General features: G+C 50.4%; 17 protein-coding genes. 5 read left to right on the plus strand and 12 right to left on the minus strand.

The features are described 5' to 3' along the window. Nucleotides 1-101 precede the first annotated feature (101 nt). Together BD_RS05745 and BD_RS05750 are read left to right on the plus strand one after the other, a co-directional pair. On the plus strand, nt 102-332 hold the full coding sequence (locus BD_RS05745; RefSeq protein ID WP_011163765.1) for a hypothetical protein: 231 nt from the start codon (nt 102-104) through the stop codon (nt 330-332). Between the two features lie 95 nt (nt 333-427). Further along, entirely contained in the window at nt 428-721 is a 294-nt protein-coding gene (locus BD_RS05750) for a helix-turn-helix transcriptional regulator (RefSeq protein ID WP_011163766.1), read from the plus strand. Here the strand turns inward: BD_RS05750 and BD_RS05755 are convergent. From BD_RS05755 to BD_RS05765, 3 genes are all read right to left on the minus strand, one after another. Beyond that, entirely contained in the window at nt 684-1,967 is a 1,284-nt protein-coding gene (locus BD_RS05755; protein WP_011163767.1) for an Hsp20/alpha crystallin family protein, read from the minus strand. The genes BD_RS05750 and BD_RS05755 overlap by 38 nt on opposite strands. A 31-nt stretch (nt 1,968-1,998) precedes the next feature. After that, on the minus strand, nt 1,999-2,310 hold the full coding sequence (locus BD_RS05760) for a hypothetical protein (RefSeq protein ID WP_041583704.1): 312 nt from the start codon (nt 2,308-2,310) through the stop codon (nt 1,999-2,001). Between the two features lie 222 nt (nt 2,311-2,532). After that, nucleotides 2,533-2,850, minus strand: a complete 318-nt coding sequence (locus tag BD_RS05765; protein WP_011163769.1) for a hypothetical protein — start codon at nt 2,848-2,850, stop codon at nt 2,533-2,535. A gap of 161 nt (nt 2,851-3,011) precedes the next feature. On the opposite strand from BD_RS05765, the gene BD_RS05770 reads away from it, so the two are divergent. Then, nucleotides 3,012-3,875, plus strand: a complete 864-nt coding sequence (locus tag BD_RS05770; RefSeq protein ID WP_038451214.1) for a PBECR2 nuclease fold domain-containing protein — start codon at nt 3,012-3,014, stop codon at nt 3,873-3,875. 202 nt (nt 3,876-4,077) lie between these two features. Here BD_RS05770 and BD_RS05775 read toward each other — a convergent pair whose 3' ends face one another. The 3 genes from BD_RS05775 to BD_RS05785 form a co-directional block, all read right to left on the minus strand. Continuing rightward, nucleotides 4,078-4,827 (minus strand): hypothetical protein, encoded by a 750-nt coding sequence (locus BD_RS05775; protein ID WP_011163771.1) that lies wholly within the window; start codon nt 4,825-4,827, stop codon nt 4,078-4,080. Between the two features lie 191 nt (nt 4,828-5,018). Beyond that, nucleotides 5,019-5,459 (minus strand): hypothetical protein, encoded by a 441-nt coding sequence (locus tag BD_RS05780; protein WP_011163772.1) that lies wholly within the window; start codon nt 5,457-5,459, stop codon nt 5,019-5,021. 145 nt (nt 5,460-5,604) lie between these two features. Then, nucleotides 5,605-7,062, minus strand: coding sequence for a lipase maturation factor family protein (locus BD_RS05785; RefSeq protein ID WP_048349715.1), 1,458 nt, complete (start codon nt 7,060-7,062; stop codon nt 5,605-5,607). A 112-nt stretch (nt 7,063-7,174) separates the two neighbouring features. On the opposite strand from BD_RS05785, the gene BD_RS05790 reads away from it, so the two are divergent. Further along, nucleotides 7,175-7,450 carry a hypothetical protein gene (locus tag BD_RS05790; RefSeq protein ID WP_011163774.1) on the plus strand — a complete coding sequence of 92 codons (276 nt, stop codon included), beginning with the start codon at nt 7,175-7,177 and terminating at the stop codon, nt 7,448-7,450. A 65-nt stretch (nt 7,451-7,515) separates the two neighbouring features. Here BD_RS05790 and BD_RS05795 read toward each other — a convergent pair whose 3' ends face one another. From BD_RS05795 to lnt, 3 genes are read right to left on the minus strand one after another with little or no spacing between them, the layout of a single operon-like run. Continuing rightward, nucleotides 7,516-7,809: a GlsB/YeaQ/YmgE family stress response membrane protein gene (locus BD_RS05795; RefSeq protein WP_011163775.1), complete on the minus strand. Its 294-nt coding sequence runs from the start codon at nt 7,807-7,809 to the stop codon at nt 7,516-7,518. Between the two features lie 8 nt (nt 7,810-7,817). Next, nucleotides 7,818-10,148, minus strand: coding sequence for an endonuclease MutS2 (locus BD_RS05800; protein ID WP_011163776.1), 2,331 nt, complete (start codon nt 10,146-10,148; stop codon nt 7,818-7,820). Beyond that, nucleotides 10,126-11,736: an apolipoprotein N-acyltransferase gene (gene lnt, locus BD_RS05805; RefSeq protein ID WP_231839295.1), complete on the minus strand. Its 1,611-nt coding sequence runs from the start codon at nt 11,734-11,736 to the stop codon at nt 10,126-10,128. The genes BD_RS05800 and lnt overlap by 23 nt, the downstream gene beginning before the upstream one ends. 33 nt (nt 11,737-11,769) lie before the next feature. On the opposite strand from lnt, the gene BD_RS05810 reads away from it, so the two are divergent. Continuing rightward, entirely contained in the window at nt 11,770-12,591 is an 822-nt protein-coding gene (locus BD_RS05810) for a hypothetical protein (protein WP_011163778.1), read from the plus strand. 141 nt (nt 12,592-12,732) lie between these two features. Here the strand turns inward: BD_RS05810 and BD_RS05815 are convergent, their stop codons facing one another. The 3 genes from BD_RS05815 to BD_RS05825 form a co-directional block, all read right to left on the minus strand. Beyond that, nucleotides 12,733-13,302 (minus strand): hypothetical protein, encoded by a 570-nt coding sequence (locus tag BD_RS05815; RefSeq protein WP_041583494.1) that lies wholly within the window; start codon nt 13,300-13,302, stop codon nt 12,733-12,735. Nucleotides 13,303-13,367: 65 nt separating this feature from the next. After that, nucleotides 13,368-13,940 (minus strand): hypothetical protein, encoded by a 573-nt coding sequence (locus tag BD_RS05820; protein ID WP_038451230.1) that lies wholly within the window; start codon nt 13,938-13,940, stop codon nt 13,368-13,370. A 243-nt stretch (nt 13,941-14,183) separates the two neighbouring features. Continuing rightward, complete coding sequence (locus BD_RS05825) at nt 14,184-15,560, minus strand: S8 family peptidase (protein ID WP_231839296.1); 1,377 nt, start codon at nt 15,558-15,560, stop codon at nt 14,184-14,186. Nucleotides 15,561-15,667 lie beyond the last annotated feature (107 nt).

Below are 15,667 nucleotides of genomic sequence, written 5' to 3' on the forward strand. Positions count from 1 at the left end.
CAGTGTAAAATGTCCATGTAAGTTTATTTAAGTTGTTGGAATTGAAAGAAGCTAACTAGACTTTGATTTCGCGCCTGAAAACGCAGGCGAAGGAGAGCAAGATGAGAGTGATCACATTGGATAAAAACGCACAAGTTGAAACTGTTGTGACGGAGTCTGTTGTTGAGTCCTTCTCTCTTGTTACGCATAAGTCTTACCATGAAATGGCCGACATGCCGGTTGTGGAAGTGGATGCGTTGGCTCAGTTGCACGCAAATCTTGAAATGCTTCAAGATCTTCAATCTCGTCTTACATTTGTGATGCGTGAAGTTCGTTATTTGATGAAGGTCTAAACGGAACATCTTTCCCTCCACCGGGGGCAGAAAATTTTCGTACTGCGTACTTCTGTATGATGACAGATTAAACAAATTCCGATTAAATCTCGGATATGAAACAACATCCTGAAGAATTTCAAGCGTACTTCCAGACTCATTTCAACAAATGGGGCCTAACCAAAACTGAAAGTGAAGTGGGTGGTTTGATTCTTCTTGGCTTGAGTCTGCGCGAAATCGCGGACAGACGAGGCACCTCTGAAACGACAACTCGTCAACAAGCCCTGAGTCTTTATAAGAAAGCCTCAGTGGAAGGACGCCATCAGTTGTCGGCTTATTTCCTGGAAAATCTTCTGGCGGCGCAAACGAGCGCTAAGCCTTTCGTTCAAAGCGGTTCGGGAGCCCTTTAGGGATGTGATAGACGACCCAGTCGCCATCGCGCTGACGGGTCATGCCCTCTGTGATGACCGGCTTGTCGAAAGCAAACTCTTCCCGGAATGTCTGGAAGTTTGCGCTGCTGACACTTTTGCCGTCTTCTTCAATCTTGTCTTTGAAAGATCGCTGACCGGACACGGTCGCACGATCATTCTGAATCGTCACTTTCACGGAATCCTTTTCATGCTCTGGCACGTAGGCGCGTAGAATATAAAAATCAGGATTCTCTTTCATCTGGCTGCCACGGTCTTCGACCTTGTAGAACGGGTCAGCCTCTTTTGTGGCGTATTTTCCGGCGGCCTTGACGAAGTCTTTTCGCGTCTCAGCCAGTTCGCGCACATAGCGTTTCTTCTGAATGTTCAAAGATTCGCGGTTGGCGTCCTCTGTTTTCATGTAAGTGCTCTGGAAGCGGTCGTTCTGGTTGTCCAGCGCGTTTTCGTAAGCGACTTTCTGATGCTGCAGACGGGAAGAGTACTGTTTGTTCAGATTTCCTTCGCGGGATTCCCACTGGGTCTGCTGCTGATCATAGCGTTTGGCAAAATCATTGTCCTGGCGAGCCAGTTGTTTTTGCTGCTTTTCGTTTTCCTGTACCAGAACCTTTTCACCGCGCTCACGCAGTTCACCGTATTCTTTTTCATTGCGGGTGCGCACGCGCTCTTGCACGTTGCGACCGCGCTCGACTTCATTTTTCAGGCTGGCATCGTTCTGAGTGCGCTGCTGTTCCAGGCGGCGATCGCTGAATTCATTCAACTGGGACATGTCCTTGTTGTATTTTTCTTTGGCGCCCTTGATGTCGTCAGCACTTTTGGTGCGGAGGTATTCCACGCGTTCGGAAGCGTCTTTTTCAATGCTGGCCACTTTTTGACGGGAATCAGTCTGGGCGCGGGCGATCTGCTCGGTGCGTTTTTCGCGGGTGGAGGTCAGTTTGTCGTCATAAGTTTGTGCCAGAGCTTGAGTGCGGGAGTTGTATTTTTCCGTCAGACGCTGACGATCCTCAATGGCTTCGGCCGCGGCTTGCTGCTGATTCTTGCGAATGTGATTGATCGCGGCTTCATTCTGTTCCTGAAGGCCGGCCTTTTTGTCGTGGTAATAGTCTTTAAGATCAGAAAGCTGGGCTTCATTCTCTTTCACGAGCTGCTTTTTTTTGCGCGCGTGATCGGCTTGAAGTTCACTCAAATCCGCTTGCTGGGCTTTTCTCGTGGAATTGTCAATTGACGACATGAAACCAGTGTATCAAATCGACACACAGGTTTTAAGGAGCCGGGGCGGGCTCGGCCGGAATCTGGCCTTTCGGGTTGGGGCAGTGGGGTTGAAAATCACCGGTGCGCCCATAGCAGCGCCAGGTGTCGATGTATGTGACCTCTTCATCGGCGGCGACGGGATAGTAATAGCGGTATTGAACGTGATCCAAGGTGCTTTCAACCAGACGGAAGTCCTGTGTCTGTGCTGCCTGAGGATCGGCGGACTTTTTTGTGATCTTCAGAACAAAGACCCGGTACTCGGCCTGAGCAAAGGCCGGCAGCAGAACAAATAAGAAAGCCGATAAGAAGATCCGATATTTCACAGTTCTTCCTATCGGCTTTGCGGTGGGAATCTTGAAAGACACCAAATCCGACCTCTTCAGAATAGCACTCTGTCGGCACATCGCATTAAATAACCGCAGTGATGTCGAATTAATACTCTAAGCTTTAGACGAAATATCGAAGATCCCAAATTGGCTGAAGCAAGTCGGGGAAAGTGTGCAAACTTTAAACGAAAAAACGGGAATTATGAGTTCCCGTTTTCGTTAGTGTGCGTGTTCGTGGTTGGCGCGGACCGTGTTTTCCACGATGTGGAAGTAGGCCCTGACCAGCATCTGATAGGATTCCTGATCCAGAGCCTGCAAATAGGCCATTTTTTCGAAGTAGGTTTTTTTGGCAATCAGCTCTGTCATGACATCCTGGACCTTCTTCATCTTATCAAAGCTGTAGAAGTCCTTATCGTCGCTCACTTCCTTAAGGACCGTGGCGATCGACTTGTTGTCAAAAAGAACATGAACACCCATGGCGGAATGAGACAGCAAAGCTTCCATTCGTTCCAGACTTGTTTCTTCTATGTTGACCAAGAGCGCCTCCTGCTGACGTCTTAAGTTGAATGGTGAGGAATATTGTCCACAGTTGCAAGACCAAAAGTACTTCTATGACAGGGGCCGTCGTGAGTGTCTTTTTTCTAGTTGTTGGCTGAAGGGATTGTCTCAATAATGAAAAGGTGAAGGATACGAAACGAATGGCGAAAACAAAGACCCGCGCAAAGAAGAAACCAAGCACCTCCTCTGAAAAAGAACTCATCTTGGTGGATGAGGCTGCTGGACTGATTTTTGAGAATGAAAAAGACCTTTTTGGCTATTTCCAAAGCGCCATCGACAAGCTGGAAGAAGAGTATATTGCTCTGCGTTCGGCTGAGGATTTCACTGACGAAGAGCAAATTGAACGCGAGCATTATTTGGAGTCCACACTGGACGAACCAGATGAAGTTTGGATGGATGACAAGACTTTCGAGGATTTTGCCATCTACCACTTCATTAAAAGTTTCGAAGAAGGCGTTGATGCCTTCAAATATGTCGCTGTGGCTTATGTGTCCAGTGAAGACGAATATCCATCATTCGTGTTCATCCATTTCCCATCCAAAGACAGCCGCGTTTGGCAGAACTATCAGCGCGGTGAAATGGTTTACGATAAAACCTTTGAAGAGGTTTCCGCAGGATCAGTAGAAGGGGATGCGATGGGCGAAGGGGATCCTTTGGCCATGGGCCTTTATCAGGCGATGCTAAAAGTCCGTGGGGAAAAAGACATCCCACAGGAAAAATTCAAAGACTACGCCGACCTTCGTGAAGAGACCATCGAAAGCGCTGATGAAATCTGGCGCAAGAACGATCTGGATGGAAACATCCTGGTCAGCTTCATCCGCGAGTTCCCGGATCACGAAACCACCAAGGATCTGATCTATATCGCGGTCACTCAGGAAGACGAAGACTCCAACGTGCATTCGTTGTTGTTCTCATTCCCAACGACCGACAAGACGCTGGCAGATCGCTACCGCCAAGGCGAAAACTTACAGGCCGAAGAAGTCAGCCAGGAATCCGCCCACTGACGGTCGGTGAAAAAGGCCCATCTGACTGCGTTGTCGGCGGGGCTTCTCGCTTCGACGTGCAGGAGCACGCCTGCGCTGCGAGGACCCACCTCCGCCTTGCATCTGAACCTTTTTGACCAACCGTTAAAATTGCCGGTTTTAAAAATGAAAAAAGCCACTCTGGGGGAAGAGTGGCTTTTTTGCGTTTGGGGGTTGGGACTTATTAGAAGCAGTAGTTGTTCGCCATGGACTGGAACTGGGAAGTAGAGAACTGACCAGACTTGCCATAGAAAGGGTGCAGCTTCTGCAGGACACCGGCGCGGGTAGAGCCGTTGTCGTTAGCGTAGTCTGCTGGGTTTGCAGCAAACAGTGGCAACAGACCGTCAACCGTGTTGATCGCTTTGTTGGTGGATGCATCGTAGTTGGAGATCTTCAGTGCATCGTATTCACCATTTGGATCTTTCAGATCAACCAGGATGTTGACGTTGTTGAAGAAAGTCTGTGGATCTGTGTAACCCATGCCGGAAGCAACAGTCACAACATCAGACCATTTCAAAGTCGTCTTCCAGCCAGTCAGGTATTGACCGTTCGCCGGGTTCATCAAAGCGAAGTTCAAAGCGGAAGTGTCCAGGTTGGTGTAACCGGATGGGTTTGCCAGCCATTTCCACAAAGAGATATAAGAACCGCCGGTTTTGAAAGTCGCTGGAAGTGAAGTCAGGCGCAGGTAAACGTATTCCATACGAACATAGTTGCTGGAATCAACGAAGACCTTCATTTTGCCGGTGATGTCGTTGCCAGAGGCCTGATTGCAATAAGCCAGAGCTTTAGAAGATGCAGAACCAATGTCTGTTACTGGTGTGCGGCTGGAAGAATCGGTAGAGCCTGCTACCTGCTGGCTGGATCCGCAAGCTGTCAACATGGACAGTGCACCGAGTGTCAGAAGAGTTGTGAAGATTTGTTTCGCATTTTTCATAAAGCCCCCTAATGCCAATCTATAAAGCAACAGCGGTGCCATAGGTCAGACTGAGACAAAATAAAAAACCACCTGATTTCAGGTGGTTGCAAATTCCATCATTCTCGGACTGATACGTTCCCAGAGTGAAACGTCAAACTTCTAAGAGGGTGCCGCGCAACGCGTGTCACTTTGCGCGCAGGTTTCTCATTCTAGTGCAGTGTCACGGTGATGTGGCCGGAGATATTCAAACCCTCAATCGTCATAGAACCCATGGAAGGTCCGTTGCCCGCTCGAATGGCTCCGATGTGAATGCGATCAAAATGAGACGGAAGCTGAGTGGTCGAAATGGTTTTGCCATCCTTGATCACCGTCATCTGCAATGAGCCATATTTTTCTCCCACAACTGTGATGTTTTCCAGAGTGATACCGAAAGCTTTGCTGACCGCCTGAAGGTGGTTCATGACTTCAACCCCGGTCATGGGTTGACCGGAAACCCGCCTTACTTCGAACATAAAGAGCAGGCTGCTGGCCAAATCAGCGGAGCCGTAGACGTTCGACATCTCGTCGTCTGTCAGAGGTTGAAGTTTGGCGTGGGAAGGAACAGTGCCAAGCAGAAGACCAGCGATCAAAAGGAACAAGAGGGCTTTCATAAAAACTCCTTGATTGTGAATGGAGAAGTTCTAACGAAAGGCCGCAAAAAATAAAAGAGCGCCAGTTTCGTCACTGGCGCGTTTAAGTTTGAAATCTCATTGTTTGTTTATGGTGGATTAAACTTAAGACAGACTGAAAAATCTTCTAAGCAGGCTCGCCGTTCCCATCGTCTCTGCCGAACACGGGGCCGTAAGAACCTGAATGAACGCGTTCCCACCACTGGCCGTTTTGCCGCAGGTCTTTGAAGTCGCTGAAGCGGTATTCATAGCGTTCAAAACGCAGGAATCGTGGCGAGGTTCCCTTGAAGGGATCCTTGCTGAACAAGGTCATCACATCCGGGGATTGTTCAAACACGCGGGTTGCGAGGTTTTGCAGCCACATGTTTTCGTTGAAGTTCTCTAGCGCTGCGAACCACATCTGCCAGTCCATGCGTGGTTGGTGGGGAGCACACACCGGGGGCGCTTTTTTTAGGCCGCCGGGTTTGAACTGGAATTCATAATCTTCCCAGTTCAGTCCATCGTTGCTTCCTTGCAGAACCACTTCCGGGCGGGTTTTGGTCATCACTGCGAACAACCCATAAGGATTGTTGATGCGGAACGGGTAAAAGAAGCGCATGTACGGCAACATGAAATTTAATTTCGTGCTGTTTTCAGAAAGTGTTTTCAAAATCCAAAATAGGGACGAGGGTACCAGAATCAATGCCGGTATCAGCATCACTGGGGTGGGCAATGTGGTGGCTTCAACCCAGTTGATTTTGAATCCCCAGGCGGAATCCGGCAGCACGGCCAGGCAAAGGCCGATGGTCAGCAAATTAAAGAAGCCATAGTTGCCAGTCAGGATGATCAGGAACTGCAAACTTAAAAGCAATGCCACCGCAATGACTTGGGTCTTCCCAGGCACCAGCATCAAAAACGGACAAACCAGTTCGATAAAGAACATGATCACTGTGCTGACTTTCTGGAACCAGCGAGGCATCTTGTGTGCAAAGTACGCCAACGGGGTCGGCAGTGGCTGAGTCCAGTAATGATAGGTCAGGGCCGTCAGATCTTTCCAGCTGCCGTCTTTATGCGTGAGTTTTACAACGCCAGACAAGAACATCAGTTTGAACAATAAGAAAATCACCAGTCCCAGCATGATCGGATGCAGATTGTGCGCCGCCAGAGGAATCCATTCCCACTGCCAGGGGGCGAAGAACAATCCCAAAAAGCCCAGCTCAAGAAGCAAGCTGTCCCACTGATAACTTAAAAAGATCTGCCCGCAGCTGACAAAAGAAAGGTAGCAGATGAAACACGTCAAAAACATAAAGCTTTGGGAAAAACCCAGGAATGCCAACGATGAAGCGGTCATGCCGATAAAGCAGAACAGCTTCAATGTCAGATCGCCCGAAGAAAACCAGAACAGGCTCGGAACATGATAAAAGCGTTCGGCTTTCAGTTCCTTGTCCAAAAGATTTAAAAGATGATCAATCGACAAAATGCCTTGAGATCCATAAAGGCCCAACACCTGTGGCAGCAAAGACAAAAAGGCGACAAAGTAAGCCAGCGCCAGTGTCTTTGAAATGATCCAGCTTGCGATGTTGTAGTCTTCAATTAACATATTCATTCTTTCTGTCGCTGATTTCCGGCACGCTTTTCTGAAATCAATAGCAAGTCCAAGGTGCTTCCTTTTAGTCTGATCCCGGGTCGCATATATCAATCATAACCCAGGAGAATATATGAAAGCATTCGTTCTATCTCTCTTTGCCGTGGTGGCCTTGTCAAGTGCCACGTCTTTTGCTGCTGAGGAAGTGGTCAATCTTCAGGAAATTCAAGAAAACTTCGTGGTAGAGCCTGTTTTTGAGGCCAATCGTCTTAGTTGCCCGTCCGACATGATGCCCATTGCGAAGTACTGCTGGAACACCGGCCGGGGCTGTTTTGTGAAGTGTGGCGTGGTCTGTCATCCGAAACGTGAAACTCCGCCGCCAGTTCCAGAACCTCACTTTGTTGAATAAATAAAAAAAGCGCGCCTTGCAAGGGCGCGCTTGATTTGCTCTGTCGAAGTTGGAGGGCTCATCAGCTAGGATCGAGTGACGACCCGGTTGACGAGAACCAGAATCACCGCGCCACCAATGCCGATGGCGATGCCTTCCCAGCTGAAGGCGTTGTACTTGGGCCAATGAAACACTCGTGGTGTCAGGAAATTCCCCAGGAAAGATCCTGCAAGTCCCAATAAAATGGTGCGAATCCAGCCCATGTTTTCGCTGCCGGGGATGATGATCTTGGCAACCACGCCCACCCCCAGTCCCAGCAGGGACCAAAGCACAAACAGATTAAACCAAGGGTGATTCAAAACCATATTCACGTATGTCATAAAGGTCCTTATGCTTCGCCGATTTCAACCCACGTGATGCCGTCGCCGCCACCTTCTGGTGACCCAGCCTTCCATTTTTTTACGTAGATGGAACGGGACAGGTACGTGCGCACAGCTTTCTTCAAGGCTTCCGTGCCATGGCCGTGGATGATCTTAATACGATCTTCGCGGGCCTGAGCGGCTTTGTCCAATGTCAATTCCAGTTCCTGCAAGGCATCTTCGACTGTGCGACCGCGCAGATCCAAAGTGCGATCATCGTCAGCCAAAGCCACGGTGATGTTGGAACTCTGACGGATCAGCTGAGACGTTGGATTGGACGGTTTCCCCGCAGGTTTTAAAATAGTCCATGGCAGCTGCAGGCGCACCGAGCCTGACAAAATCATGACATCACCCTTGGAGTTCGGCGTGCTTTGGATGATGCCGTCTTGATTCAGGGTCGGCACATACACTTTGGATCCCGGTGGGAACTTCTTGCCAAACTCTTCGGCGGTTTCCGGAGCCCCCGGCTGTGTGATCGGTTTTGCTTTCACGATCTCTGGCAGTTTGTATTTGATCTCCTGCAAAGCGGTGTGACGTTTGAAGGTCTCATCGGCTTTGGCGTGAGCAATGGCTTCTTCCACTTTGCGCTCGGCTTTTTTCACCGTGCGCTGCAGCCATTCGTCCTTGTCCTTGTTGAATTGCTCAAGCATGCCTTCATACTTGCGCTTCATCTCGGTGGCCTTCTTGGTTTCTTTTTTCAGGTGGTCCTGCAAAAGATTGATATCCGCCTTCAGTTGCTCGATCTGTTCAAGACCTTCCAGACGCGCACGTGTGGCCGGGGCCAGCACATCCAAAGCGCGCTGAACGATGCTTTGAGCAACACCCACGCGTTTGGCCGTCTGAATCGCCATGGAATCCCCGGGGATACCCGCCAGGAACTGATACGTCGGGCGGCCGGTTTTCGGGTCGTATTCCAAGCTTCCGTTATAGACACGGCTTTGTTCGTCCCAGCCGGATTTTAACGGGCCCAAGTGGGACGTGATCACGGCAAAGACGTCGTTGTTCGAGAACTCTTCGATAAAGGCACGGCCCAGGGCACTGCCTTCTTCCGGGTCGGTGGATCCGCAGATCTCATCGATCAGAATCAGATTGTCGCGGCCTTTGACGGATGCGGCTTTGCCTAGAATCTTCAAGTGTGCCGCGAACGTGGAAAGCTCTTCGTCCACGCTTTGCGCATCACCAATGCCGATCAGAACATTTTTAAAGAACGGCAGTTTCGAAGTTTCGCTGGCGCAAATCGGCAGACCACAGCGGGCCATCTGTGCGGCCAGACCGATGGATTTCAGAAGCACGGTTTTACCACCGGCATTGGGACCACTTAAAAGCAAAATACTTTTGTGTCCTTCCAGCAGCACGGTGTTGGCGACGACTTTTTTGCCGGACAATTGCAGCAGGGGATGGCGAACCTCGATCAGCTCCATGCTGTCATCAGAAAACTCGATCGGGTGGGCCTCCACCTGATTGGCAAACTGGGCTTGAGCAAAACGCACGTCGGCGTCTTTCATCAGCACTTGCGAGCTTTCAATGTCCAAAGACTTGGAAGACAGATAACGGGAAAGCTCGGTCAAAAGTCTTTCGATCTCGTCTTCAATTTCCACCTCGATCTGGCGCAGGCGGTTGTTGGACGGGATGACTTTTTCCGGTTCAATGAACACGGTCTGTTTGGTTTGGGAAGATCCATGGATCACACCCGGCAGATGGTGCTGCATACCGCTTCGAACCGGCAAGACCCAGCGGCCGTCACGGGTGGTGACGTACTTGTCTTGCAGGACGTTTTCCATCTGATGATCTTTCACCAGACGGTCTAAAGTGCTTTGCACTTCACGCGCCAGACGCTCTTTTTCACGGAAAAGACGGAACAGGGTTTCACTGGCGTCCGACCGGATGTCACCACTTGGGGTCAGGATCTGGTCAATCGCGGAGACCGGTTCTTCGGCCTTCATCAGGCTTTGGTGAATGCGCTGGGCCCAGTCGTTTTGCACCGGGTGCAGGGCTTCTTTCAAAGCCAAAGCTTCAAGACAGAAGCTTCTGACATCTTTCATTTCCAAAGTTTTCAGGACCGCATTTTTTTTCAGGCGCAGAATCCAGGTCGAATAAAGATCCAGACTGGTCATGAACGGGCGGACGCCTTGGTTTAAGACTTCCGTGGCGTTGTTGATTTCCTGAAAGCTTGCGTGCGCCTCTTGCGGAGTTTTCAAAGGCTCCGTTTGCATGATAGCTTCACGACCCATGTCACTGGTGGCGTGGGCTTTGATTTTTTCTAGAATTTCTATCCAGTCAAGAACGACGAGATCTTGCATTGAGGGCTCCTCGGCCAATCACTGCTCCCAGCACAAGCAAAATTACAATCCAGTCCCAATGACCCCATTGGACAAAGAAAGTAAGGGGAGCGTTTTTAAGATACTTTATCACGAACTGTCCGCTCCATTCTTCATGGAGTGGTGATTTTTGTAGAACGTCACCGTTTGCCAAAACAGCGGTGCTGACCCCGGTGTTGGTTGAGCGCACTAAAGGACGGCGCACTTCAATGGCACGGGCCAGAGTCATGTACAAATGTTGCTGTGGTTCAAAGGTTTTTCCAAACCACGAGTCGTTGGTCACGTTCACCAGAATGTCGGCGCCTTTTTCAGCAAGACCGCGGGTGAAGGACGGGTAAAGACCTTCATAGCAGATCTGACCACCCCAACGAACTGAACCTTGCGGAGTGTCCCACTTCATCACTTCCGGCCCGTGGCCGCGGCCGAAGTTTGAAACAAACGGCAAAAGTTTCAGCAAGAACGGGAATTGTTCGCTCAATGGCAGGTATTCGCCAAACGCCAGAAGTTCTGTCTTGCGGTAAGGTTTATCCAAGTTGTTACCCAGTGGATCCACCAGGAAAAGGGCGTTGTAAGTGGAGGTGTCCTGCTTTTCATCGGCCTTGGGATCTTTGGAATAAGCCCCGGTGATCAACGGGCGGCTCAGCGGCTGCAAACCTGAAATCAGGATCTGTGCGTGTTTGCGGTCCAAAAGATGCTGATCCAGATAATCGGGGAAGGCCGTTTCCGGCCAGATCAGGATGTCGGTCTGCGGGTACTTTTGCATAGCAGCAAAAGACAGATCCAGGAATTTGCGGGTGATGACTTCCTGATAAGCGCGGCCCTGTTCGGCATAGATCTTTTCCAGATTGCCGATATTGGCCTGAACCACGGTGGCCTTGGTTTCGCCGTCAAACTTGTTCCAGGCTTTGCCGTGCCAGAAGCCCCAGCCCACCAAAGCAGCAAAAGTCAGCGCCAGCAATGACAGGTGACTTAAGGCTTTTTTGACAAAGCTTTGTTTCAGCCACACGTAACCCATCCAGGCGTTGAAAAGCAACACCACCGCGGAAAGCCCGTGGAAGCCGACCAGATCCGCCAGGTGATACATCGGAATCTTCGACCAGATCAGAGTGTAACCAAGATGCCACTCAAAAATCACCGGCCAGGTTCGTTCCAAAAGGGCATGCAAAAGAGCGATCGTAAACAGAGTCTGCCCACCGGAAAGCTTGAATCTCAGGCGCAGCCAGGTTCCCGCCGCCACGGCCACTGGGATATACAAATGCATAAACGCACAAAAAAGCAGCAGCGCCAGATAGGACACGGCCCACGGAAGCTGACCGAATTCATGCGCGGTGTAGGCGATCCAGTGAAAACCAATCAAGGTCAGAATGAACTGTGTGACCCATCCGGCCCAGAAAGATTTCTTCACCGACGAGGATTCTTCCGTCACGTAAATCCACAGAGGCGTGTAGCAGAAGATCAGCGCCCAAGGAGGAAACGGAATGTAACTTGTGCCGACGAGAATTCCGGAGAGAATCGCCCAACGAAAATCGTAGGCTTTATGCTTGAAAAATTGAAACCATCTCTTCATCATGGTATTAGTAACATAAAGAGTGAGTGAGTCCACGTGAAATTGAAGATCAGATGCCCATCATGCGCGAAATTGTACGAGGTTGAAAGTGACGACATCCAGACGGAGTCGCCGCTGTTTCAGTGCATTTCCTGCGAGGGTCGTTTCAGTTTCGAATATCCTCCTCAAGATCCGGCGAATGTGATCTGTTTTGCAGTTTCACTTGAGGCTGAAGAGGCGTCACTTGCCGAATCCGCTCCAGAATTGGAGAAAAGCGAGCTTGTTCTTGCTGCTAAGCGACAAGAAGATCATGCTATTGAGCCGGGTGCTCAAGAGATGAAGGGCTGCCCGAAGTGTGGGGCTTTGAACGGTCGTCGTGCGAAAGAGTGTTACTCTTGCCACGTGATCTTTGAAAAGCTGGAAGGTCTGCCAAAGGACCCTTCCCTGAAAGCTCAGCCAAGCCTTGTGCGCAAGTGGAAGAACCTGGTTGAAAACTTCGACAATGAATCCCTGCATGACGAGTTCATCCGTTCTTGCCATGAACTGGATGCTTTGCGTTTTGCTATTTTGAAGTACGAAGACCTAAAAACCGCGCAAGGCGGTGATCCACAATGTGATCAGATGATCGCGCGTATCAACTCTTTGATGATGGTGGGATTGAGCCAAAAACCTACGGCCAAAGATCAGGCGATGAAGCCGAAGTGGAACAAGTACATGTACTGGGGTCCGTTTGGCCTGAGCGCGCTGTTGATCCTGCTGGGCATGATCAACCTGGGTCACCGCAACCTGATCGGGGTGGGCGTGGCGCTAGCGTGTATGGCGGCGGGTTTGATCGTCATGATCAAAGGCAAGATTTCAGCCTCTGACTTCTTAGACTGAAACCGTTGAAAAAGGCCCATCTGACTTCGTTGGCGGGCCTTTCGCTTCTCTTCGACGTGCTTGAAGCACGCCTCCGTTTCGCGAAAAACCCTCCGCCTCGCATCTGAACCTTTTTGAACGGTTTTTGTTATAAAGATCGTTTTACAAACAATAGTTGTTTTCGTTGAAGTAGCGGCGGCACAGTGATGTTCCGTTTTGGCAGTCTGATGGCGTGTTGGAAGTGTAGGATCCTGTGCGGGAGCAGTTTTTGGTGCCGCCGTCTTTGATCTCGGCCACGAATTCGCCAGAAGCTGTGACTTTGCCGTTGGATGTGATTTTGTATCTGACAGTGTTTGTGCCTGGATCCAGAAGCGGGCGTTGCAGCAAGGTGGCGATCCACAGGTTGATGGATTTCTTGCTTTGGCCTTTGGCGCTGTCGTAATCAACAGTTTTGGTTCTTTGTGATCCGTCCTGGTGCAGAGCTGTCAGCGTAACCGAGTCACCTTTAATGCCCGCCGGGCCGACGAAATAGTCGTATTCTCCCGCTGTCAGAATTTCTTCGCGGCAGATGAAAGAGCCGTGGGATGGACCGCCTGGGTTGTTCCCGAAGCAGTGGACGACGATTCGTCCTTGAGCAAGAACAGCTGTTTTTTGATTTCCGTTTTTGAAGCCGACTTCGGCGTGGGCAGACAGACTTAGCAAGAAAATGAATACTGAAATTACCGATTTCATAAAGTTCCCCCTGTGCAATCAAGTCTGGCACGATCCAGACTTGAATTGCAAGGCAGGAGCGACTTTTACGGCACAGGGCAAAGATTGTCTTTTTGGCAGTGGATGATTCTGTCGCGCAACTGGGTCATTTCATCCAAGTTGTGCTCAAGCTCTACATCAAAGCCCACAGCTTTTCCGCCTTTTTGCGATACAGAGATGAATTCACGCACATACTGGAATTTGTCGTAAGCGTACTTTTCCCCGGTGGAGGTGTTGATGAACTCCAAAGGAGCGCCCGACCCCAGGTGGGTCAGGAAGCGTTTGCGCTGTTGTTTGGCTTTGGTCAGGCCGTTTTTCAGGTTGCTGTAACATTTTACTTCGCCCACCATCGCAACTTTCTGAGTGTTGTGATCCATCAAAACCATGTCCAGTTCGCCCACGGTGCGACCTTTCAGGTTGTAGGCAATGCCCACGATCACTTCATATTGGGGAGCAGGGTATTTTTCCGAAAATTCAGCACGCGCGACTTCCTCGCACACGGCTCCTGGATCACGATAATGACGGGCTTGATTGCGGATTTTTTCGAAAGTTCCATCCAGGTCTGCAAAGGCAGAGACTGAGGAAAGAAGAAGAACAGCTAAAACAACAAATTTATTCATGGAATGCCCCCGAATGGCGGGGAGTGTGCCACAACGAGGGGGCTTTTCCCAGCAACGCAAGGCCCCTGGGAAAAAGCGATAGGCCTGTCAAGATTCTAGACAGCCGTAAGGAGGGCTGGATTGTATTTAATTCTTTTTATTGCCGTTCTAAGATCAACGCACTCCGCCCTCGTAGCGAGGGCGGAGTGCGTTAGTTGAGCAGTTCGTTTCGACCTGTTTTTTAAACAGATGTGGAGGCTTGTATTAGAAGCCTTCGTTCTCTTGTTTTGTGCCGAGCTTGCTCGGGCGAACTTTGGTGCCCATGGCATCGATCAGAGACCGGCCAAAGTGACTCATTTCTTTGGCGGTGGCATCAACACCGTCTTCGGCGGCGCGGGAATTCTTATCATTAGGATCCCCGCTGAAGCTTTTCATATTGGCGGTGTTCACCGCGATCACGCCCGTCGCACCCACGCCCTGATCCAGGATGGTCAGTGCTTTATACAGATTCAACTGACGGGATGTGCGGGTCTTGGAAGCCAGTTGTGACTGGGCATCGCCCGTAGCCAGGATGTATTTTTTCACGTCACTGGCAGAGAAAGACTGTTTGTGCGCCATCACCAAAGCAGCTGCACCTGTCACAAATGCGGTGGCTTGCGAGGTGCCGGTCATATAACCGTAAGAGTTCCCCGGCAGGCAGGACAGAATGTTCTGGCCGGGAGCTGCGATATCCACAGTCTCGACACCATAATTGGACGAAGCCAAGACTTGCGTGCTGGGGTCGATTGCCGTGACTGAGATGATGTTGCTCAGTTTATAATCGGCCGGGTAATAGTGATGCTGATCCGAGTTGGATCTTTCATTCCCCGCAGCAGCGACAAAAAGGATTCCCTTTTTTTCGGCTTCGGCGATGGCATCGTGTTCTTCCTGTGAAAACTCAGTCCCACCACCGGAATAGTTGATGATGTGCGCGCCCATTTTCACTGCATAGCGAATGGAAGCCACGGTGTTTTTCAAGTTGTCCGTGCCCGGAACTTTCGGGTCATAGTATTTTAGAATCATCAGGCTGACTTCCGGAGCAATCCCGGTGATGCCTTTGCCGTTTCCGGCCTCTGCGCCGATGATGCCGGCGATATGAGTGCCGTGTCCGTGGTTGTCATCCAGTTTTGGATTGTTGGAAACAAAGTTCCAGCCATAGACGTCATCCACAAAACCATTGCCGTCATCGTCAATGCCGTTGGTGGCTTTGTCGCGGCCCATGGAATCTTTGCCGGTTTCACCCGGGTTGCGCCAAAGGTTTCCCGCCAAGTCTTCGTGTTTGATGTCGATACCCGTGTCGATCACGGCAATCACGATGTCACGACTGCCTTTGGTGACGGACCATGCGCGAGCCGCATCGGATTTTTTCAAACCCCAGGCCTGGCTGATGGCGGGATCGTTGAAAAGCGCACTCGGTTCATCAATGACCTTGTCAGTCTGAGAGGTGATGAAGGATTTTTCCAGAGCGCGTGTGCTGTCTTTTTTGGAGCTTTGAGAGCGGGAAGGGGAATGTTCTTCTGTGGAGTACAGGTATAGACCCAGTCCCCCAAAGAACACCAAACCGGTACAGCCAGCTGCAATAATCATCTTGCGAGAAAACATGAGGTATGCCCCTTTCGCCACAAACACTTATCGGAATTTAAAGGGCCAGCATAAGCATGAAAGGGTTTGATCTCATTTTGAGACGGTCGGGCCAGTGTGGGCATACA

The organism is Bdellovibrio bacteriovorus HD100 (assembly GCF_000196175.1).
Classification (GTDB): domain Bacteria; phylum Bdellovibrionota; class Bdellovibrionia; order Bdellovibrionales; family Bdellovibrionaceae; genus Bdellovibrio; species Bdellovibrio bacteriovorus.